Consider the following 19,965-nt stretch of genomic DNA (forward strand, 5'->3'; position numbering starts at 1 on the left):
CTCTATTCTAAACTCTTTGATCCGCAACAATATGAATATCAATATACTTCGTTTGCCTCATAATTTCATTTACAATTGAACCTTTTCGAATTTCTTCCCATCTTGTTCTTGCTGATTGTCCGAGTAAAATTTGCGTTACTTGTAGCCTTTTCGCGACTTCAATAATAACATCCGCTGGCTTTCTTCCTTTTGCCTCTTCTAAAACAAAACTCGCATCAAATTGATTCGTTAGCAACTTCCACTCTTCAATTGTTTGCTTTTTCCCCGCTGAAAGGGACTCTATATTTTCCCTTTCAACATTTAATACATACAATTCAGCATTTAACCGATCCGCCATACGCCAACCTCTTCGTATTAACTTCTCTGCTGTTGAACTGTATTGTACACAAACGAGAATTTTTTCTTTCACACCAATCGGTTCTATAACGGTTTGGCTAATTTTCTCGTCCATATCATCGGCAACTTCCCGAAGTGATAATTCTCTTAGTGCCCCTAAATTATTAAGCGTGAAGAAATTTTGTAAGCTTTGCTCTATTTTTTCTTCCTTATATATCTTCCCGTCTATTAATCTCTTCCTTAATACTTCTGGGGTTGCATCAACGAGCTGAATTTCATTTGCTTTTTGTAAAATAAAATCTGGAATACGTTCTCGCACTTTAACATTCGTAATTTGAGCTACAATGTCATGTACGCTTTCTAAATGTTGAATATTAAACGCTGATAATACGGATATACCAGCGTCTAGCAATTCCTGTACATCCATATAACGTTTCTTATTTTTAGATCCAGGAATATTACTATGCGCAAGTTCATCCACAACAACTACTTGTGGTGCACGTTTTATAATTCCTTCTACATCGAGTTCATAAAACACTTTCTCTTTATAATCTATTTCTTTTAAAGGAACCTTTTCTAAATCAGCAATTGCGTCTTCTGTCTCTTTTCTTCCATGCGTTTCAATTAAACCAATTACAATATCCATACCGTCCTTTTTCATCTCTCTAGCATCAAGTAGCATTTTATAACTTTTCCCTACTCCTGGAGCCGCTCCTACGTATAGCTTTAACTTCCCGCGGTTTTGCTGACGAATATATTCTAAATACTCTTCTGGTGTTCGCCTTTGAAACGTTGGTTTATAGTCATCCGCATACAACACACTCACAACCTTTCTTTCGAAACAACACTACCTCAATCCGTTAGATTGAGGTAGCACTGTTACTATTTCAGTAGTTTCTGCAATTCTAAATTTAACTTTAAAACGTTTACGCGGTTCTCTCCAAATAAGCCAAGTGCAGCACCTTCTGTTTGATTTTTAATCAACTGATTTAGCTTTTCTTTCGGAATATTCGTTAATTTAGAGATACGATCCACCTGCACAGAAGCTGCCTGCGGACTAATATCAGGATCTAGCCCTGAACCTGAATTCGTCACTAGATCAATCGGCACTTCTGTTACCGGAACAGCCCGATTTTGTTTCTTCCACTCTTCAATACTTTTCTCTACTCGTTTCTCTAAATCTGGATTAGACGGTGCATAGTTATTTGAACCAGATGCTTCTGCCTTATATTCAATACTAGAAACACGCCCATGAAAATAACGTGGATCTGTGAAATTTTGACCGATTAATTTAGAACCAATCACTTCATTTTTATCATTATATATTAGACTTCCATCCGCATTATCCTTCATTACCGCTTGTGCAATACCAGTTACAATAAGCGGGTATACAAGGCCGCACAACACTAAAAATGTAAAAGTAATACGGACAATCGATGATAGTATACTTTGTTTCTTCGCCATCTTTTTCCCCTCTCCCTTATATGAACAAGCCGACAATTATATCAATTACTTTAATTCCAATGAACGGTACAATAACCCCGCCAAGTCCATAAATAAGTAGGTTTCGGCTAAGTAGTGCATTCGAACTCATCGGTTTATATGCGATACCTTTCATCGCTAACGGAATGAGTAATGGAATAATAACTGCATTAAATATTAATGCTGATAAAATCGCTGACAGTGGTGATGTTAGTTTCATAATGTTTAATGCTTCCATTTGCGGAATCGCAAGTGTAAACATTGCTGGAATGATTGCAAAATATTTTGCGATATCATTCGCAATACTAAACGTCGTTAACGCACCACGCGTCATTAACAATTGCTTACCAATCCCTACAACCTCAATAATTTTTGTCGGGTTCGAATCTAAATCAATCATATTCGCTGCTTCTTTCGCAGCTGTCGTACCACTATTCATCGCTAATCCAACGTCAGCCTGCGCTAATGCCGGCGCATCATTTGTACCATCACCCGTCATCGCTACAAGTTTCCCTTTATCTTGCTCTGCTTTAATAACCGCAATTTTATCTTCTGGCTTACACTCAGCAACAAACTCATCTACCCCTGCTTCTTTTGCAATCGTTGCTGCTGTTAACGGGTTATCACCTGTACACATAACCGTTTTAATCCCCATTTGACGCAATTGCTCAAAACGCTCACGCATACCTGGCTTTACTGTATCCTTTAAATAAATTAAACCGTAAATACGATTATCCACTGCAACTACAAGTGGTGTCCCGCCCTCTTTGGAAATGGAATCTGCTTTTTGATTTACATCTTTCGGAATCGTTCCACCTTGTGACCTAACCCATTCAATTACGCTACCTACAGCACCTTTTCTCACTTTCGTTCCGTCCTGTAAATCGACACCACTCATTCTCGTTTCTGCTTTAAACGGAACAAACTCACCTTGTTCTGCAATTTCTCGATTATATGATATAGATTTCATTTTTACATATTCTATAACCGATCGACCTTCTGGTGTTTCATCTAAAACTGAACTAATCGCAGCCCATTTTCCTACTTGCTCAATCGTTTCATTTCCTACAGGAAGCAATGTATGAGCCATTCGGTTCCCGAAAGTAATCGTACCTGTTTTATCTAAAATGATTGTATTAATATCACCCGCAGCTTCTACTGCTTTACCCGACATCGCTAACACATTGAACTTTGTCACGCGATCCATCCCGGCAATACCAATTGCTGATAATAAACCACCAATTGTCGTTGGAATTAAACAAACTAACAACGCTACAAGTACAGCTGTATCAATTTGAAACCCTAAATAGTTTGTAAAAATCGGCAACGTCACAACAACGATTAAGAAAATAAGCGTTAAACTCGTTAATACTGTATTTAAAGCAATCTCATTCGGCGTTTTTTGACGAGCAGCTCCTTCTACTAACGAAATCATTTTATCAATAAATGATTCACCAGGATTACTCGTAATGACAATTGTAATCTCATCACTGACGACCATCGTCCCGCCTGTTACGGAACAAAAATCGCCGCCCGCTTCTTTTATTACAGGAGCTGATTCCCCTGTAATCGCAGATTCATCAACAGACGCTAATCCTTTAATTACTTCCCCATCACTCGGAATCATTTCTCCTTGTTTTACAATAACAACATCATCTTTTCTTAGATCAGTTGCTGAAACTTGAACAATGTCTCCATTTTCTTTTACAACATTTGCAAACACATCTTTCTTCGACTGTTTTAAAGAATCGGCTTGAGCTTTCCCCCGTCCTTCCGCTAACGCTTCTGCAAAGTTAGCAAATAAAACTGTAAATAATAGAATGAGAGAAACTGTTATATTAAACCATCCTGGTACACTACTAGAACGACTTGGAAGAAACGATAAAATGAACGTAATGATAAATCCAATTTCTACAACAAACATAATCGAATTCTTTATCATGACTTTCGGATTCAATTTCGCAAAGGATTGTTTCATCGCATGTTTCACGATATCACGATCCATCGTTTTCGCTTGTCTAACTTCATCTTCTACAGCATGTATTTGTGACTCATTTACTCTCTTTTCTTTTACTACTACCGGTCTCATCATTTACCCTCCATTACTTCAATGTAAGAAATTCTGCAATTGGGCCGAGTACTAACATCGGGAAGAATGTTAATGCACCGACAATTACAATTGTTCCGATGAAAATGCCGCCAAATAAACTATTATCCGTACGGAACGTTCCGACTGTTTCTGGTACTACCGTCTTTTCTTTCAATGAAGCTGCAACAGCTAGCATCGTAATTAAACTGAAATAGCGCCCTAAAAACATAACTAAGCCAGTTGTAATATTCCAAAACGGTGTATTATCCGCTAACCCTTCAAATCCAGATCCGTTATTCGCAGCTGACGATGTGTATTCATATACCACTTGCGTTAAACCATGGAAACCAGAATGAGAAATGGCATCCGTTCCTAAACTTGTTGAAAGAGCTAATGCTGAAAACCCTAAAATAAGCAGTGGATGAAATAGTATCGTTACCGCAATTAATTTCATTTCCTTACCTTCAATTTTCTTACCTAAAAACTCTGGTGTCCGTCCAACCATCAATCCAGATATAAAGACTGCGATAATCGCATACATAATAATGTTCACAAAACCTGCCCCAACGCCGCCGTACACTGTGTTTAACATCATATTTACGAGTGGTACTAACCCGCCAATTGGTGTTAACGTATCATGCATCGTATTAACGGCTCCTGTTTCAGCAGCTGTCGTCACTGTTGCGTATAGGGAAGAAAATACTGTTCCAAATCGTACTTCTTTTCCTTCTGTACTCCCTTGTACATGTTCGATGCCCATTCCATTTAACGCTGGATTCCCATGTAATTCAGATGTAGTAATCGTTATAAATCCTAGTAAAAACACCATGAATAGTGATACGAAAAGGATACGACCTTGTTTTTTATTTCCTACCATTCGTCCGTACGTAAATGGAAGTGCTGTTGGCAATAACATCATAAGCATCATTTGTAAAATATTACTCATTTGCCCTGGATTTTCGAAAGGATGTGTAGAGTTTGCTCCGAAAAATCCACCGCCGTTATTTCCGAGTTCCTTAATGGACACGAATGATGCAACAGGCCCACGTAATATACTTTGCTTTGCCCCATCAATTGTTTGTGCTGTAACTGCCCCGTCTAACGTTTGTGGTACACCAAGTGCGACAAAGATTAGCGCTGCAACAAACGCAATAGGAAGAAATACTCTCGTTAAAGCTCTCGTAAAATCAACGAAAAAGTTACCGAGTTCCTTCCCAGCAAGCCCTCTTATAAACGCCATTACAAGTGCTAAAGTCGTTGCTGGTGCTGCAAACATTAAAAATGTAATTCCGATTAATTGTGATAAATAAGATAAACCATTTTCACCGCTATAATGCTGTAAGTTTGTATCAGCCATAAAACTAATTGCTGTATTAAAAGCAAGCGTAGGCTCCATCCCTTCAATATGCGCTGGATTTAATGGCAATACTCCTTGTAGTCTGAAAATGAAATATACGACAACAATCATAAATCCATTTAATAAAACTAATGACAATGCGTACTGTTTCCACGTTTGATTGTATTCTTTTACACCCGTAATTTTAAAAATAAGTTTTTCAAAAGGCCCGAATACTTTATCTAACTTTTTACTACCTTGAAAGGCTTTCTCTAAATAAATCCCCATTGGCTTTGCCACAAGAATAAACAACAGCATTGTAATAACAACTGCGACCCAAATCATAATGAATGATTCCCCCTAATTAAAACTTTTCTGGATTTAATAATGCATACACTAAGTACACAGTAATTGCTGCAACAATAACCGATAAGGCAACCGTCATGATTGCTCCCCTTCTTTCACAACTTTATCTGACCAACTTGCAAGACTTACCATCGATGCGACTAACACAACAAAAATCCCGATCATTACAACATCTAACATAGCTACCCCTCTCCCTACTGTAAAAATTTACCATTAAATTATTAAAAAAAGAACACTAAGCTCTACTTAGTGTTCGAAATGAACAACACAAAGTAAACCTCCTCTCTAAACGCTTACGAGGTTAGCTGTCGGATTCGGGCCTAAAGAGTAGCCCTACTTTCAAAACTGAAAGATTCACCCCAAGTGACGATGCACAAAATTGGTTCCCCCGCTCCATTTCTGGAACTCAGCGATTTTAGGTTTTTTTGGAAATTTTATGAATGATTTATGAGAGTAAATATACTCCTCTATATTTAACTTGTAAAGAGTCAAATTACTTAAAATAAGAAAATATCCATCTATTTAAACGCTTACATTGAGTGTTATTAATATTATTTCATCTGTTTTCTCGTCTTTTCTTTCTTTTTCACAGAAATGATCTTTTAAATACGAAACAAAAAGAGCGAATGACATGAAGTGCATAGCTTGTTGCACTTAGCATTCGCTCTTTTTTTCACTATTTATTCTCCACGCAAAAACGCGCGCAAATTTCTCCCACGAATATAAACTTGTGACAATTCTGCATGTAGCTGCTCATATTCGATAACATCTGTTTTTAAATATAAAGCATCTTTCGATGGCAATATGATATAGGGCCTCGGAAAAATGGGATCAAGCACCACCAATTCTTGAACTCGTTCTACTGATACCGCCCAACGATTCGCTATATCTCCTAGTAACAACACCTTCATCTTTTTCCCCCGCCCTATTCAAAAAATAAAAAAGAAATATTATCACAATTCGTAAACACGACAAATGTAGCTCCAATTGTTTCATAGAGCCTCGTTGGATATCGTTTATTCTTTGTAACAACAGTAATAGGTGCTTGAAAAGAAAAGCGAATGTGTTCTGTGAAGAAACTAATGATTGGAAGCTCATCCCCTAGTAAAATCACCTTCTTAATACACTCACAAATACTAGTAAAATCTTGTGCCTTACTACAGCTATAAGTCCAATCAAACCCACAATTCCTAACTTCAGCAGCTATCTCTTCATTTGCTGTAAAAATAATTAACTCATGTTGAAATGCTACTAAATCTCTTAAACTATTTACCTTGCTTTCTTCCCCAACACAAATAAGTGTTAATTCCATATACCTCATCCTCCTTAGCATAAAAGAACTCAAACATAGATTGATATTCCCCTATACTAATCAGATCGATGAAGTGATGTATCCATCATGGCACCGTCCTCTCTCAAGACGCTTACGAAGTTAGCTGTCGGATTCGGACTTTGAGAGTAGCCCTACTTTCAAAATTGAAAGATTCACCCCTAGTGACACTGCACAAATTGGTTCCTCCGCTCCATATAATTGGACTCAGCGTATTACAAAAAATATATTCTGGCTGATATATTACTCCTGTAGTTGGAAAAAGTAAACAGAAAAAAAGCCAGTTACAAAACTGACTTTCCACTTACTTATACACGCGTTTTATTCACTTTATATGCAAAATGATTCGTCGGTCCATGACCACTTCCAATATGCAGCGGCTCTTCAATTGCTATACTAATAAATTGTTTTGCTTCTTGAACTGCCTCTTCAATTGAGTATCCTTTAGCAAGCCCTGCTGTAACCGCTGAAGCAAATGTACACCCGCTTCCATGCGTTTGCTTTGAAGGAATTCTTTCACTTTTAAATTCGATAAACTGCTCACCATTAAAGAGTAAATCAACTACTTCATTACCTTGATACTCTGCATGTCCGCCCTTCATAAGCACATATTTTGCACCCAATTCATGCAGTACTTTCGCAGCTTCCTTACTATCTTCAATATTATGAATCTCCATTCCAGTTAACACTTCTGCTTCAGGTACGTTCGGTGTTACAACCGTTGCTACTGGTAATAAATATTCTTTTAATGCTTGTACTGCTTCTTGTTGTAATAATGATGCACCGCCCTTAGCAATCATAACAGGATCTAGTACAATATTATTCCAGCCAAATTTATTAATATGTTCTGCTACAATTTGAATAATTTCACTGCTAAATAACATTCCTAGTTTCACAGCATCTGGTGTTAAATCCGTACCAATTGAATTCAACTGTTCCGTAATACCTTCTAACGAAACTGGATATACCCCTTGAACGCCAAGCGTGTTTTGAGCAGTAATTGCCGTAATAGCCGTCATCCCATACACACCAAGCTCTTGGAATGTTTTTAAATCTGCTTGAATGCCGGCACCGCCGCCACTATCAGATCCTGCAATTGTTAAAGCTTTATTTACTTTCATCCCACTCATCCTTTTCTATCCAAAATAGCGATGATAAATTGTTTTTGCTTCGCTTATATCTTTCGTTCCATGTACAAGTACACGACCATCTTTAAAAGCAACTAATCTCTTTTCTTCCACAGAAAATGATAATAAATATGGATTTACATTTAAATCATGCACACGATCATTCAGCAGCTCTTTGTATCGTTCAAAATCCATTTCCTCTTTATGAGGTGGTCTAATTTGAACTGTATTTCTCCCGCATAAAACTGCTGTTTTCGATGTGTTTTCTTTATTTAAATACGGGTATATCGCATTCTCTCCGCACGAAGGACAATTATGCTTACGAAGCTTTTGCACATTCATACATGAATATTCATTCTTCCACACATCAAACGACACAAGTCCATCTCGAAGTGATTCATAATCTTCCACTAACAATTTAAGAGCTTCCGTTACTTGATGAGAAACGACGAGAGATACAGCAGGTGATATAATGCCCGCTGTATCACATGTCGCCCCGCCCAGCGGAATCGATTGTAATAAACAAGATAAACATGGCGTTTTACTAGGAAGAATTGTGTAAGAAAGGCCGTAACTCCCTACACATGCTCCGTAAACCCATGGAATGGAATGTTTTTGCGCTATATCATTCACAATAAAACGCGTTTCGAAATTATCAGTTGCATCAATAATTACGTCAACCTTTGTAACGAGTTCTTCTAATTCCTCAGCTGTTACATCTTGAACGAGAGCCTCTACTCTTACTTCACGATTGATCTCTGCTAGACGTTTTTTTGCCGCTACAGCCTTTGGAAGATTATTTTCCACATCACTCTCTGCGTACAATTGTTGCCTTTGTAAATTACTCCAATCGACATAATCTCGGTCAACAATCGTTACTGTGCCAACACCTGCTCTTACAAACATCTCTGCATTTGCACTACCTAATGCACCTGCACCGATAATGAGTACATGCTTTTCTCTTATCTTTCGTTGCCCCTCTTCTCCAATTGGAGAAAATAATTCTTGGCGAGAATATCGATTATTCAACTACGCTCATTCCTTCTAAAGGACTGCTTGCTGTTGCACAACGTTTACGTGCAATACGACCTGCTTCAAATCCTAATCGTCCTGCTTCAATACTTAATTTCATTGCTTGTGCCATTTTTATTGGATCTTTTGCTCCCGATACAGCAGTATTTAATAACACACCATCCGCTCCTAATTCCATCGCAAATGCCGCATCAGCCGGGCTACCAATACCAGCGTCAACGATAACTGGCACTGTCGCTTGTTCAATAATGAAACTTAAATTTAACGGATTTACAATACCAAGTCCTGAACCGATTGGTGATGCTCCTGGCATAATTGCATGCACACCTAGTTCTTGTAATTTACGTGCTAATACAACATCATCAGATGTATACGGAAGAACGATAAATCCTTCTTCTAGTAACATTTCAGATGCCTTTAACGTTTCTACTGGATCAGGTAATAACGTTCTATCATCACCAATAACTTCCACTTTAATCATATCGCAAAGCCCCGAAGCTTTTGCTAGTTTTGCAATACGAACAGCTTCTTCAGCATTTTTTGCTCCAGCTGTATTCGGTAATAACTTATATTTTTTCACATCAAGTTTCTCTAATAAATTAGGCTGCTTTGCATCAAATATATCCATACGACGTACTGCGAACGTTAAAACCTCAGCCTCAGATACATCGATTGCCTTTTGCTGTACATCAAAATCAGGGAATTTTCCTGTTCCTAATAAAAGTCTAGAATGAAATGAAAATGGTCCAATGTTTAACATAATCAACCGCCTCCTACGAAAGTTACAATCTCAATTTGGTCTCCATCAAAAACAGATGTATCTGCATGATCATCTTTTTGTAAAATATCTTTATTACGCTCTACTACTACAATTCTGTTATCTAATTCTAAATGTGTAAGTAGCTCAGCTACTGTTTTTACACTCTCTGGCACTTTTATTTGATTACCATTAATTTTTAAATTCAAACTTCCATCCCCTTTCTAAACCGGTTTAGAAAGCAATGAATCTAGCAAGTGATTCTCCTGCTTTCCTTCTATTAAATCAGCTATATACTGACCAGAAACCGGGCTTAATAAAATGCCATTTCGATAATGTCCAGTACAAGCATATAGACCTTTTATTTCTTCATGCTCTCCCATATAAGGAGCTTCGTGATTTGATTGTGGCCTTAATCCTGCCCATGTGCTTTCCCACTCTGCTTCTTTTAAAGCTGGCAATATTGTATAAGCACGCTCTAATATAGAAGTAATACTTTCTGGTTGCACTGTTTTATTAAACGTATGAGGCTTCATCGTTGCTCCAATTACGTAACGTCCACCACGCTTTGGGGCAATGTAAAATCTTTCTTGGAAAATAGGCGCCTTTAAAAGTGGTTTTCTACTTCTTACCGCTACTACTTCTCCTTTAACTGGATATGTACCCCATTCGCGGTGAAAATAACCTAGTAACTTCGTGCTCCATGAACCGCCCGCAATCACAATCTTCTCGCACGCGATAATACCTTCGCTTGTAACAATCCCAGTCACTTTATTATTTTCAATACGAATATCAAACACTTCTGTCTGTTCATATATATCAGCACCCGAAATTGATGCGGAATGTGCGAATGCTTTCGTAAGCTCCGGTGCAATAACATGACCGTCTTTTGGATAATATACAGCACCTATAATTGACTCCGATAGAAACGGCTCTTTCTCTCGTAAAAGGTCTCCCGTTAGAAAATAAGAATCTTCACCTGTTTTCTGCTGCCAATCCATAATGTGAAGAATTCTTTCCTTCTCATCTTCATTTTGGGCAATGCGATAAATGCCTTTCTCTTCATACCCAATATCGATGCCTGTTTTTTCACGTAAAACTGCTGCAAGTTGTGGAAATATAGCACGGCTTTCTCTAGCAAGTTCAAATAACGGGTCATATGCATCCCATTCTGCCTGAACCCCGAGTAAACCAGCAGCTGCTTTCGAAGCTTCAGATGCGATTCTTTGCTTCTCTATAATCGCTACTTTATGCCCTCTTTCTGCTAGAAAGTGTGCAACTGAACTACCAATTACACCACCGCCAATTATTGCTACATCATACTTCTTACACATGTTTTTCCGCCCACTTTCTTATTGATTCCTTATAAGATTTCGCTTTGCTATACGGGTTACTACTACTTATAATCCCAGACATAACAGCAATACCACTGACACCGTTAGCAAGAACATCCCTAGTGTTTTCCGTGGTGATTCCTCCAATTGCTGTAATCGGTATGGATAAACACTTTGCAATGTCTGAAAGCTCTTCAAGCCCTCTCGCTGGTACACCTTTTTTACAATCTGTCGGAAATACATGACCATAGACGAGTGAATCCGCTCCATTCTTAAATGCATCGATCGCCTCTTCTAAAGAATGTACAGAATAGCCGACATGCAAATAAGAAAACTTTTCTTTCACTGACCTTACATTTGCGCTTCGATATCCGAGCTGCACGCGCGGAATGTTTAATAAAATAGCAATATCAATTCGATCATTTATTACTATCTTCGATGCTGGAAAGCCTTTCTTCAAAAGACTTTCCACACCTTCATACAAATCCTTCGTACTTTTCTCACGCTCACGAATATGCAAATAATCAATCTCACTCTCAATTTGCATCGCTACATTCACTAACTCTTCGAATGACATGTGACCATTTGAGATTACATGAAGCTCATTTTTCATATTCATTCGCCTACTTTAAAATGTTTTCGAATAATTCCTCAGCCGGAACGATTTCTTTCGTCATTCCTTTATCTTTCAGCCATTTATTTTGTTTCTCCCATGACTCTTTTGAATCCGATAAGAATGGCTCATCTTTCGTTTCCATCTTCTCTAATAAAATTTTCATGCTCTCTTTTTCAACTTCTGGTACAAGCGGGAAGTTTTCTTTTTCTTGATGGTTTAATAAAATATTTAATGCTTCATCTGGATTTTTCTTCATGAAATCATAGCCTTTTTTCGTACCACGTAAGAAAGCTTGTAACGCTTCTTTATCTTTTTTCAACGTTTTATCACCTGTTACAAATACAAGCTCATGGTAATTCGGTACACCGTAATCTGCTGGGTTAAAGTACGCTGGTTCATGACCTTCATGACGCATAACAGGTACTTCATGGTTAATGTATGCCCCTGTTACCGCATCCACTTTTTTCGTAATTAATGCCGGTACTAAATCAAAGCCAACATCGACTACTTTTACTGTATCTGGATTACCACCAGCTTCTTTTACCATCGTTTTTAAATACATCTCACTTAAAGGTGTTCCAGAATAGCCAACTGTTTTCCCCTCTAAATCTTTTGGCGATTGAATGCCTGCTGATTTCAGCGATACAACATGATTTAATGGTGAACGTACGACAGCTCCAATTGATTTCACTGGAATTTGTTCATTTGCTTTTGCCATGACAACATCTGGCTGATAATATAAGCCAACCGTTACTTTTCCTGCAGCTGCTAAAGTTAATGGATCAGTCGGATTGGAAGGGAATTTAATATTCACCTTTACTCCTTCTTCTTTAAAGTAGCCTTTTTCAATCGCCGCATAAATAAAGCTATGTACCGCATTTGGGTACCAATCAAGCATGACCGTTATTTCTTTTTCCTTTTTCCCCTTATCTGACGCTGAATTACTAGAACATCCAGCAATCATTGCAACTAATAATGTAAACACAAAGATGCGTTTTAAAAATTTCATGAATACTTCCTCCAACTAATAAATTTCTTTTCTAAAATCGAAATAAGTATGACGAAGAAAATAGCTAATAATGATAACAATACAATGGGTGCAAATACACCTGCGCCGTCTAACTGCGTCATCATTCTTTTACTGAAATACCCTAGCCCAGCTTGTGCACCGAGCCATTCACCAATTGCTGCCCCAATTACACTAAGCGGAACTGCAATTTTTAAAGCTGAGAAAAAATAAGGAAGAGCAGACGGCAATTTTAATTTAAGAAAAACATCTTTTTTCGTTGCCCCATACGTAACTAATAGCTCCTCCCATTCTTTTTTCGTACTGCGTAGTCCATCATACGTATTGACCGCAATTGGGAAAAACGTAATTAAAACCGTAACAACGACCTTACTCCAGATCGTATATCCAAACCATAAAACGAAGAGCGGAGCAAGCGCTGTAATCGGAATCGTTTGTGAGGCAACTAATAGTGGATAAAATGCCCTCTCCATCCAATTACTCGCATTCATTAACATCGCTAGTCCTACCCCAAGTACGATAGAAATAGCCACCCCTATTAAAACGACGGATAAGGTTGCCGGCAAATGAACCGTAAATAATATATCTTTTAGTTTCCAGATCTTCATCACAATTGCAGACGGTGACGGTAAAATGTACATTTCGTCTACGATTCTTGCGCCTACTTCCCAAAAGGCAAGTAAAATACTAGTAAGTGTAAGGGCAGGTAATAGCTCCTTCAACCGGTTCATCATACGAGTACCTGCCTTTGTAACATACTAAGAAGCTCATCTTTAAGCGCTAACACTTCAGGCTTATATAAATCTTTTCTTGTTCGATTACGATCAAGTGGTACAACCCTCTCGGTTAAAGTAGTTATCGGTTGCTGCTCTACTACTAAAATTCGATTAGAAAGAAACAACGCTTCTTCCACATCATGAGTGATAAATAAAATTGTTTTTTCCCACTCTTTCCATTGTTCAAACAGCCATTCTTGCAAAGATGCCTTCGTTAAAGCGTCCAACGCGCTAAACGGTTCATCTAACAACAATATCTCCCCGCCTGTTAATAAAGTTCGAATGAAAGATACGCGTTGCCTCATACCACCAGATAAATCTTTCGGATATTTTGTCTCATACCCTTGTAAACCAAATTTATGTAACAGTTCCTTTGCCTTTATTTGCGCTTCTTTCTTCTGTACACCTTGGCACTCTAGCGGCAGGGCAGCATTCTCAATAATCGTTCTCCATGGCAGGAGCATATCTTTTTGGGGCATATAGCCTACAGGATGGCTCTTTGTTTCTGTCAGCTCTATCTGTCCAGTACTCACCTCTTCTAAACCTGTAATAAGGCGAAATAAAGTACTTTTCCCGCATCCACTCGGTCCGATAATACTTACAAACTCTTTATCTTGTATAGAAGCATTTAATTCATTGATGATTGTTTTCTCATCATAATGAAAAGAAACATTATGAAACTGTAGTATGTTCTTGCTCCTCAAATCCCCACATCTCCTTACGATAGGACATATCCCAGAATAAATATTCAAATCGACTGGAATATAGGAATATCTCCTCTAATCGATCTAACTCTTTGTCAGACTTTCCAACTGCCATTTCATTTAATAAATCTATTAACCAAATACAAAGGCTACCGTATTCTTCTGAACTATATCCTTGAATCCACTCACCAAAGAACTCATGATCTCTTGCTCCAGGAATATCGTTTAAACGCTTTCCAATTTCCCAGTAACTCCACATACATGGAAGAAGTGCTGCTATTAATTCCGCAAGTGTGCCATTTTGAGATACAGACATCATGTAATTTGTATAGGCTAAATTTTTAGCAGATGGTTTTGCAGATTCTATCTCCTCTATAGAAATACCAAGTCTTTTTGCATATTGTTTATGGATCGTCATTTCTCCATTTAATATGCCATCAATTTGTTCAGCAAATTTCCCCATTACTTGTGGATTCGTTGCTTTTACAACACCAATCGCATATAGCTTTGCATAATCTAACAAATATAAATAATCTTGAATAATATAATACTGAAACTTATCTTTTTCTAACGTGCCATCTCCCATACCTACTACAAACGGGTGATTATGACTCATCTCCCAAACTGGTTGTACAGTTTCTAATAATCTATCGCAAAATTTCATTTCTCTATCCCCTTTCAATTTATATATCTAAATAAAAAACCACTTCTAAATAAGAAGTGGTTACAGCAAATAAAATTATAATTTATTCGTTGTTCCACTTCCCTTCGCTAGTATTACCTAGATCAGGTCTGTAAGGGTTAAGGATTATTCCTCTCTCAGCACAACAAGCACCCCTAGTGGTTTCAATATGAAATTTTCAAACAAAAAAGCCCCGTTTCTATACGCAAAGAAACGGGGACTCATTATTAGTGTCCGAATTGCTTCCCTACGCTAGCATAATCTAGATCAGGTAATGAAAAGGATCAAAGGCTTACGGCCTACTCTCAGCTGGCAACACCAGCTCTCCTAGCAAACTATGAAATTAACACTGTCAGTATAACATCGTAATAAGACATCATCAACTGTTTTAATTTTCCCAATTGTCAACAAAATAACAAAACTATATAATACTTATATTCTATCTTAGAAATTATTATCCTAATTAATTGGATAAAAAGGAATCATTATCCTCAAAAAATTTATTTTTATATTGATTTCATATTACATTTATGTGAATACACCCACTATATTATATCTTTATACTATAATAAAATTACAACTATACAACTAGAGGAGGTCTCTATTATATGAATATGAAAGCTACTGCTTTAACAGCAACTACTGTCGCAATTGCCTCTTTACTTCCTTCTATGGGAGAAACAAATGTACAAACAGCCAACGCTGAACAATTATCTAATGTGAAAACTGGATATGTCAAAGTCGATCAAGTAGCCTTACATACAAAAGATAACGCAAATAGCTCATCAATTGATACAATTCGCTTTAATACGAAGGTAAACATACTTGAAACAACTAATGGCTGGTATAAAGTATCTGTTAATAATAAAGTAGGTTACGTACAAAAAGATGCTATTCTACTAAAAAACAAACTTCAATCTAATAATCAATACATCGTTAATGCCAATGCATTAAACGTTCGTTCTGAACCTAATTTAGAATCTTCAATTTTAGATGTATTACCAAATGGGAAATTCGTTACCATTCAAGAAGAACAAGGCGAGTGGTATAAAATTTTACATAATGGCAAAACAGGTTACGTACAAAAAGCATTCGTATCTAATGGTTCACAGCCTTTAGTAAAAGGCATCACAGTTCAAACTAATACGAAATACACAGTTGCAACACCTAAACTTAATGTACGTGGCAACGCTAGTACAAGTGGTGCACTACTTGGTTCATTACAAAATGGTACACAAATACAAGTAGTGGAAACTGTAGGAACTTGGTATAAAATTCGTTTTGGCACAGGATACGGATACGTGGCAAAACATTATGTGGTGCAAAATCAAATGCAATCACAAGCTCAAACGGCTCAACCTACTTCCATTCCAGCAGTTTTCAAATTCCCTACTCAAGGAAGAATTAGCTCAACCTTTGATATACGTTGGGAACAAATGCATTATGGTATAGATATTGCGGCTCAAGGTAATGTCTCAATCCAGGCGGCAGCTGCAGGTAAAGTTGTGAAATCATATTATTCAGCTAGCTATGGCAATGTTGTGTTCATCGCCCATCAAATAAACGGGAAATTATATACAACAGTCTATGCACACATGAAAGATCGCACTGTACAAGCTGGTGATCAAGTACAAGCTGGACAATTAGTAGGTCATATGGGAAACACAGGTCATTCATACGGGCAACATCTTCATTTTGAATTACACAATGGAGAATGGAATTTTGAAAAAACAAATGCAGTAAACCCACTGCCATATTTAGTTAGGTAAATTGTATGCAACGCAATATCAATATACCTCTCTTAATTGAATACTTCGCCTTTTTAGGTTTAATCTGTTGTTTAATCATTTACAATACAAACACTGTATTTTTATCTATTATCATTGCTTTTGTTACTTTAGAAATTATGATGGAATCCTTTCAAGTACAACTAAAACAAAAAATTGCTCATATATATAATGCCATCTTTCTATTAAGTGCCCTAATAACAAATATTATTAGTAATGGTTTTTATTTATCTACCGTATTTCCTGTATTCTTTATGGCTGTTTTATTATTCATAGCTAGATACATTCATGTCCCTAATACCAAAAAACACGAACAAGAAGCTTAGAAAGAGGAGACACTGTGTACCGATCTTTCAAAGATAATCCGATAAAATATATATTGAATTTATACACAAAAATAAATACTTTTTTTGGTATACAAGGAAGTAATACGGCACAATTTCTCCTTTATGGAATGTTATTTCTCGTCTTAATTGCGTTCTCCTTGCTTTACTAATAAAAAAAGGATCTCACATAAACTTGAGATCCTTTTTAATTTATATAGAAAATGCTCTTTATCCGCAAGCATATTTTTCATAAATAAAGCTAAGATTATATTTTTTCTCTAAGCTCATTCTTTGTTCATCATCACACCAATAGAACAGAATATCATGAATTGTTGCATAACGCTTATTTTTAAGAAATAGTTTAAAGAATGATGGTAAACAATCATGTAATTGTATAAATATATAATTGCGTAATATTTCTTCTTTATATTCAATGCCCTTACAAATATACAATAATTCTTCACAATAATACGCATGTTGTGGAACTTGAATCATTTCGAAAAATGGCACATATGATAATAGTTTTCCGATGAAATGATCATATCGATCCATTATTCCTATCGTCATGTGCTCCATCATATCTTTCATTACATATAAATAATCATCTACATGAGTAGTCTTGAGTGGGTCTAATCGATCTGAAATTTGAGAAAGTACAGCTCTTTGACAAGCTAACACCGCTTGACTAGGTCCATAGTATGATAGGAAGTCTGTACACTTACGATATTTTCGTAATAAGTCATGTGTATATAAGTCATATACAAAAGTATTACAATACATTGCTAGACTCATCATATCACTATTTAATTGCTCTTTTGATAGAGATTTAGCTCTCTTACACATATAAAAGAATGTAAATTCTAATACTTCTTTATGGGATAATAAATGTTTACAGTCCGTTATACATTTCTCATTAAATTTAACTCTATCCCAAATTGCTACATCCTCATCAGTTAATTCACCAATACGATATTTAATAATTAAATAGTTTAAAGCAACCGCTTGTGTCAAAAGATCCCACGTTTCATATTCCAATGAAGTGTGAACAAACTCAGCTAGGCCTTGAGTTACCATAAAAGTATTTGCTTCTTCATACCAGCCAATCTCTTGGCATAAACGAAGAATACGTAATAAAGTTGGAATTTCATCTTTATGAAACTGTGGTAAATTTTTTGCTTTATCCATTCCATATACGATAAATGCCGCTAAATTTTCTTCTTTATAAAATTCTTTTTCTTTCCACACTAATATAGTTCTTTCTTTCCCTTCACCTTTCGGATGACAAGGTACAAGTAAAGAAAATAATTCAGCGAAATTATTTGGTTCTATATATGTATCTGTAACCAAATTCCAATTTGGATCGCGCTGTATAGCCCTCATATAATTCCCCTTCCCTTTTGTCTACATAGGAAATATTAATCCATTATTACATCATTAACAATAAATATTGTTATATTCGAAATCTATCATAATACTTATATCTATCAGTATATCATTTTTTCTCTTATTTAAAATTAGGAATGACAAATTTAAATAAACTGTTGAAATTACTAACTGTATACTTATTATATAATGGCTCAGATACATCATGCTAACATATTAGCTTAACCCTATATACTAGAATAATGTATCTGATTTTTATACGTAACTTATTCCACTAATTAAAGTCTCACTTCATTCCGTATGCTCTGATATTTCACTTAAAGCAAATCCCGCTTGATCATCTGCCGATTCTTTTATAGCTAAATCTCCTAGTGCTAACATCCCAACGAGTTGACCACTCTCAACTACTGGCAATCGTCTAATTTGATACTGTGCCATTAACTCTGTAGCCTTTTCAATAGGTTCATCTGGAGAAACTGAAACAATGTTTGTTGTCATTACATTTGTAATTTTATTAGATCCAGGATGTTTCTCAGCAATCCCTCGAACAACTAAATCTCGATCCGTAACAAGACCAACAACTTGCTCATTTTCAACAACCGGAATCAATCCAATCGATTCTTCTTTCATCTTTACAGCAGCCTCATATACATTGTCTAGCGGTGTACAATGTACAACATCAGTACTCATAAAGTCTCTCACTCGTGTCATTTTTGTCTCCTCCTTTTTATACATACCATAGCTTTTCCTAAATCCCTTTATTTATTTCAGGAAAATCAGTTGATAAAGGAGGATTCCACAAAATAAAAAAAGAGTCAGCATATTGCTGACTCTTTTTTTTATGACCCGTACGGGATTCGAACCCGTGTTACCGCCGTGAAAGGGCGGTGTCTTAACCACTTGACCAACGGGCCATGGCTCCGCAGGTAGGACTCGAACCTACGACCGATCGGTTAACAGCCGATAGCTCTACCACTGAGCTACTGCGGAATAATATATGGTGGGCCTAAATGGACTCGAACCATCGACCTCACGCTTATCAGGCGTGCGCTCTAACCAGCTGAGCTATAGGCCCATACACTTTTACAGGGGCAGTAGGAATCGAACCCACACTGGAGGTTTTGGAGACCTCAGTTCTACCTTTAAACTATGCCCCTAAAGGATGCCGACTAGAGGACTTGAACCCCCAACCTACTGATTACAAGTCAGTTGCTCTACCARTTGAGCTAAGTCGGCATAAAAAAATGGTGGCTCGGGACGGAATCGAACCGCCGACACGAGGATTTTCAGTCCTCTGCTCTACCGACTGAGCTACCGAGCCAACATAAATGGCGGTCCCGACCGGGGTCGAACCGGCGATCTCCTGCGTGACAGGCAGGCATGTTAACCACTACACCACGGGACCATTTGGTTGCGGGGACAGGATTTGAACCTGCGACCTTCGGGTTATGAGCCCGACGAGCTACCGTGCTGCT

The 19,965-nt window shown here is 37.1% G+C and carries 22 protein-coding genes, 7 tRNA genes and 4 riboswitches; of the genes, 2 read left to right on the forward strand and 27 right to left on the reverse strand.

Translation table 11 applies throughout. From position 1 onward, the window contains the following. Positions 1-7 precede the first annotated feature (7 nt). The 18 genes from kdpDN to tenA all read right to left on the reverse strand — a co-directional run bounded on the left by kdpDN (position 8) and on the right by tenA (position 14,976). Positions 8-1,162 (reverse strand): KdpD-like non-kinase potassium sensor, encoded by a 1,155-nt coding sequence (gene kdpDN, locus AC1DMU_RS18690; RefSeq protein ID WP_088061988.1) that lies wholly within the window; start codon positions 1,160-1,162, stop codon positions 8-10. 56 nt (positions 1,163-1,218) lie between these two features. Further along, positions 1,219-1,800, reverse strand: coding sequence for a K(+)-transporting ATPase subunit C (gene kdpC, locus AC1DMU_RS18695; RefSeq protein ID WP_215558995.1), 582 nt, complete (start codon positions 1,798-1,800; stop codon positions 1,219-1,221). A 16-nt stretch (positions 1,801-1,816) separates the two neighbouring features. Then, positions 1,817-3,907 (reverse strand): potassium-transporting ATPase subunit KdpB, encoded by a 2,091-nt coding sequence (kdpB, locus tag AC1DMU_RS18700; RefSeq protein WP_215558994.1) that lies wholly within the window; start codon positions 3,905-3,907, stop codon positions 1,817-1,819. Positions 3,908-3,920: 13 nt separating this feature from the next. After that, positions 3,921-5,588, reverse strand: coding sequence for a potassium-transporting ATPase subunit KdpA (kdpA, locus tag AC1DMU_RS18705; RefSeq protein WP_088061982.1), 1,668 nt, complete (start codon positions 5,586-5,588; stop codon positions 3,921-3,923). 19 nt (positions 5,589-5,607) lie between these two features. Next, a complete protein-coding gene (kdpF, locus tag AC1DMU_RS18710) occupies positions 5,608-5,688 on the reverse strand; it encodes a K(+)-transporting ATPase subunit F (RefSeq protein WP_000214976.1) in 81 nt (26 codons plus the stop codon). Next, a complete protein-coding gene (locus AC1DMU_RS18715) occupies positions 5,685-5,789 on the reverse strand; it encodes a SipW-dependent-type signal peptide-containing protein (protein ID WP_088061979.1) in 105 nt (34 codons plus the stop codon). The genes kdpF and AC1DMU_RS18715 overlap by 4 nt, the downstream gene beginning before the upstream one ends. A 96-nt stretch (positions 5,790-5,885) precedes the next feature. Continuing rightward, a riboswitch (cyclic di-AMP (ydaO/yuaA leader) is annotated at positions 5,886-6,031 on the reverse strand. A 258-nt stretch (positions 6,032-6,289) separates the two neighbouring features. Further along, the gene (locus AC1DMU_RS18720) at positions 6,290-6,520 is read right to left on the reverse strand and encodes a hypothetical protein (protein ID WP_000866315.1); all 231 of its coding nucleotides are present in this window, start codon (positions 6,518-6,520) and stop codon (positions 6,290-6,292) included. 14 nt (positions 6,521-6,534) lie between these two features. Beyond that, complete coding sequence (locus tag AC1DMU_RS18725; RefSeq protein WP_000424084.1) at positions 6,535-6,921, reverse strand: hypothetical protein; 387 nt, start codon at positions 6,919-6,921, stop codon at positions 6,535-6,537. A gap of 93 nt (positions 6,922-7,014) precedes the next feature. Next, positions 7,015-7,162: riboswitch (cyclic di-AMP (ydaO/yuaA leader) on the reverse strand. Between the two features lie 85 nt (positions 7,163-7,247). Then, positions 7,248-8,069 carry a bifunctional hydroxymethylpyrimidine kinase/phosphomethylpyrimidine kinase gene (gene thiD, locus AC1DMU_RS18730; protein WP_002006945.1) on the reverse strand — a complete coding sequence of 274 codons (822 nt, stop codon included), beginning with the start codon at positions 8,067-8,069 and terminating at the stop codon, positions 7,248-7,250. A 6-nt stretch (positions 8,070-8,075) separates the two neighbouring features. Then, entirely contained in the window at positions 8,076-9,095 is a 1,020-nt protein-coding gene (gene thiF / locus AC1DMU_RS18735) for a thiazole biosynthesis adenylyltransferase ThiF (RefSeq protein WP_088061977.1), read from the reverse strand. Continuing rightward, positions 9,088-9,858 carry a thiazole synthase gene (gene thiG / locus AC1DMU_RS18740; RefSeq protein WP_000931990.1) on the reverse strand — a complete coding sequence of 257 codons (771 nt, stop codon included), beginning with the start codon at positions 9,856-9,858 and terminating at the stop codon, positions 9,088-9,090. Before thiG ends, thiF begins: the two co-directional genes overlap by 8 nt. Before the next feature lie 2 nt (positions 9,859-9,860). Next, positions 9,861-10,064, reverse strand: coding sequence for a sulfur carrier protein ThiS (gene thiS / locus AC1DMU_RS18745; protein WP_088061975.1), 204 nt, complete (start codon positions 10,062-10,064; stop codon positions 9,861-9,863). A gap of 15 nt (positions 10,065-10,079) precedes the next feature. Then, on the reverse strand, positions 10,080-11,189 hold the full coding sequence (thiO, locus tag AC1DMU_RS18750; RefSeq protein ID WP_088061972.1) for a glycine oxidase ThiO: 1,110 nt from the start codon (positions 11,187-11,189) through the stop codon (positions 10,080-10,082). After that, the gene (gene tenI / locus AC1DMU_RS18755) at positions 11,182-11,802 is read right to left on the reverse strand and encodes a thiazole tautomerase TenI (RefSeq protein ID WP_088061970.1); all 621 of its coding nucleotides are present in this window, start codon (positions 11,800-11,802) and stop codon (positions 11,182-11,184) included. Before tenI ends, thiO begins: the two co-directional genes overlap by 8 nt. A gap of 10 nt (positions 11,803-11,812) precedes the next feature. Further along, the gene (locus tag AC1DMU_RS18760; RefSeq protein WP_087985842.1) at positions 11,813-12,814 is read right to left on the reverse strand and encodes an ABC transporter substrate-binding protein; all 1,002 of its coding nucleotides are present in this window, start codon (positions 12,812-12,814) and stop codon (positions 11,813-11,815) included. Then, entirely contained in the window at positions 12,811-13,563 is a 753-nt protein-coding gene (locus tag AC1DMU_RS18765) for an ABC transporter permease (RefSeq protein WP_088062351.1), read from the reverse strand. The genes AC1DMU_RS18760 and AC1DMU_RS18765 overlap by 4 nt, the downstream gene beginning before the upstream one ends. Next, the gene (locus AC1DMU_RS18770) at positions 13,563-14,312 is read right to left on the reverse strand and encodes an ABC transporter ATP-binding protein (RefSeq protein WP_088061965.1); all 750 of its coding nucleotides are present in this window, start codon (positions 14,310-14,312) and stop codon (positions 13,563-13,565) included. The genes AC1DMU_RS18765 and AC1DMU_RS18770 overlap by 1 nt, the downstream gene beginning before the upstream one ends. Next, on the reverse strand, positions 14,281-14,976 hold the full coding sequence (gene tenA, locus AC1DMU_RS18775) for a thiaminase II (RefSeq protein ID WP_000666832.1): 696 nt from the start codon (positions 14,974-14,976) through the stop codon (positions 14,281-14,283). The genes AC1DMU_RS18770 and tenA overlap by 32 nt, the downstream gene beginning before the upstream one ends. An 82-nt stretch (positions 14,977-15,058) precedes the next feature. After that, positions 15,059-15,161: riboswitch (TPP riboswitch) on the reverse strand. Between the two features lie 60 nt (positions 15,162-15,221). Beyond that, positions 15,222-15,333, reverse strand: a riboswitch (TPP riboswitch). A gap of 269 nt (positions 15,334-15,602) precedes the next feature. Between tenA and AC1DMU_RS18780 the strand changes: the two genes are divergently transcribed. Then, complete coding sequence (locus AC1DMU_RS18780) at positions 15,603-16,763, forward strand: SH3 domain-containing protein (protein ID WP_088061963.1); 1,161 nt, start codon at positions 15,603-15,605, stop codon at positions 16,761-16,763. A 5-nt stretch (positions 16,764-16,768) separates the two neighbouring features. After that, the gene (locus AC1DMU_RS18785; protein WP_088061961.1) at positions 16,769-17,107 is read left to right on the forward strand and encodes a hypothetical protein; all 339 of its coding nucleotides are present in this window, start codon (positions 16,769-16,771) and stop codon (positions 17,105-17,107) included. Between the two features lie 228 nt (positions 17,108-17,335). Here AC1DMU_RS18785 and AC1DMU_RS18790 read toward each other — a convergent pair whose 3' ends face one another. The 9 genes from AC1DMU_RS18790 to AC1DMU_RS18830 all read right to left on the reverse strand — a co-directional run bounded on the left by AC1DMU_RS18790 (position 17,336) and on the right by AC1DMU_RS18830 (position 19,895). After that, positions 17,336-18,487 carry a DUF3965 domain-containing protein gene (locus AC1DMU_RS18790; protein WP_088061960.1) on the reverse strand — a complete coding sequence of 384 codons (1,152 nt, stop codon included), beginning with the start codon at positions 18,485-18,487 and terminating at the stop codon, positions 17,336-17,338. A 294-nt stretch (positions 18,488-18,781) separates the two neighbouring features. Then, positions 18,782-19,201: a CBS domain-containing protein gene (locus AC1DMU_RS18795; protein WP_087985846.1), complete on the reverse strand. Its 420-nt coding sequence runs from the start codon at positions 19,199-19,201 to the stop codon at positions 18,782-18,784. A gap of 131 nt (positions 19,202-19,332) precedes the next feature. Further along, positions 19,333-19,404 (reverse strand) — tRNA-Glu (locus AC1DMU_RS18800). 1 nt (position 19,405) lies between these two features. Beyond that, a tRNA-Asn gene (locus AC1DMU_RS18805) sits at positions 19,406-19,480 on the reverse strand. An 8-nt stretch (positions 19,481-19,488) separates the two neighbouring features. Next, a tRNA-Ile gene (locus AC1DMU_RS18810) sits at positions 19,489-19,565 on the reverse strand. A gap of 11 nt (positions 19,566-19,576) precedes the next feature. Next, positions 19,577-19,647: transfer RNA gene (locus AC1DMU_RS18815), tRNA-Trp, on the reverse strand. A 6-nt stretch (positions 19,648-19,653) separates the two neighbouring features. Then, positions 19,654-19,726, reverse strand: a tRNA-Thr gene (locus AC1DMU_RS18820). Positions 19,727-19,735: 9 nt separating this feature from the next. Next, a tRNA-Phe gene (locus AC1DMU_RS18825) sits at positions 19,736-19,811 on the reverse strand. A gap of 8 nt (positions 19,812-19,819) precedes the next feature. Continuing rightward, positions 19,820-19,895 (reverse strand) — tRNA-Asp (locus tag AC1DMU_RS18830). Positions 19,896-19,965 lie beyond the last annotated feature (70 nt).

This window comes from Bacillus sp. 01N45 (genome assembly GCF_056399205.1).

What these genes read in the sequence shown, in the direction of transcription:
- kdpC (WP_215558995.1), bottom strand. Translation starts at nt 1,800, where the DNA reads ATGGCGAAGAAACAAAGTATACTATCATCGATTGTCCGTATTACTTTT.
- kdpB (WP_215558994.1), bottom strand. Translation starts at nt 3,907, where the DNA reads ATGAGACCGGTAGTAGTAAAAGAAAAGAGAGTAAATGAGTCACAAATA.
- kdpA (WP_088061982.1), bottom strand. Translation starts at nt 5,588, where the DNA reads ATGATTTGGGTCGCAGTTGTTATTACAATGCTGTTGTTTATTCTTGTG.
- kdpF (WP_000214976.1), bottom strand. Translation starts at nt 5,688, where the DNA reads ATGACGGTTGCCTTATCGGTTATTGTTGCAGCAATTACTGTGTACTTA.
- AC1DMU_RS18715 (WP_088061979.1), bottom strand. Translation starts at nt 5,789, where the DNA reads ATGTTAGATGTTGTAATGATCGGGATTTTTGTTGTGTTAGTCGCATCG.
- AC1DMU_RS18720 (WP_000866315.1), bottom strand. Translation starts at nt 6,520, where the DNA reads ATGAAGGTGTTGTTACTAGGAGATATAGCGAATCGTTGGGCGGTATCA.
- AC1DMU_RS18725 (WP_000424084.1), bottom strand. Translation starts at nt 6,921, where the DNA reads ATGGAATTAACACTTATTTGTGTTGGGGAAGAAAGCAAGGTAAATAGT.
- thiD (WP_002006945.1), bottom strand. Translation starts at nt 8,069, where the DNA reads ATGAGTGGGATGAAAGTAAATAAAGCTTTAACAATTGCAGGATCTGAT.
- thiG (WP_000931990.1), bottom strand. Translation starts at nt 9,858, where the DNA reads ATGTTAAACATTGGACCATTTTCATTTCATTCTAGACTTTTATTAGGA.
- thiO (WP_088061972.1), bottom strand. Translation starts at nt 11,189, where the DNA reads ATGTGTAAGAAGTATGATGTAGCAATAATTGGCGGTGGTGTAATTGGT.
- tenI (WP_088061970.1), bottom strand. Translation starts at nt 11,802, where the DNA reads ATGAAAAATGAGCTTCATGTAATCTCAAATGGTCACATGTCATTCGAA.
- AC1DMU_RS18760 (WP_087985842.1), bottom strand. Translation starts at nt 12,814, where the DNA reads ATGAAATTTTTAAAACGCATCTTTGTGTTTACATTATTAGTTGCAATG.
- AC1DMU_RS18765 (WP_088062351.1), bottom strand. Translation starts at nt 13,563, where the DNA reads ATGAACCGGTTGAAGGAGCTATTACCTGCCCTTACACTTACTAGTATT.
- tenA (WP_000666832.1), bottom strand. Translation starts at nt 14,976, where the DNA reads ATGAAATTTTGCGATAGATTATTAGAAACTGTACAACCAGTTTGGGAG.
- AC1DMU_RS18780 (WP_088061963.1), top strand. Translation starts at nt 15,603, where the DNA reads ATGAATATGAAAGCTACTGCTTTAACAGCAACTACTGTCGCAATTGCC.
- AC1DMU_RS18785 (WP_088061961.1), top strand. Translation starts at nt 16,769, where the DNA reads ATGCAACGCAATATCAATATACCTCTCTTAATTGAATACTTCGCCTTT.
- AC1DMU_RS18790 (WP_088061960.1), bottom strand. Translation starts at nt 18,487, where the DNA reads ATGAGGGCTATACAGCGCGATCCAAATTGGAATTTGGTTACAGATACA.
- AC1DMU_RS18795 (WP_087985846.1), bottom strand. Translation starts at nt 19,201, where the DNA reads ATGACACGAGTGAGAGACTTTATGAGTACTGATGTTGTACATTGTACA.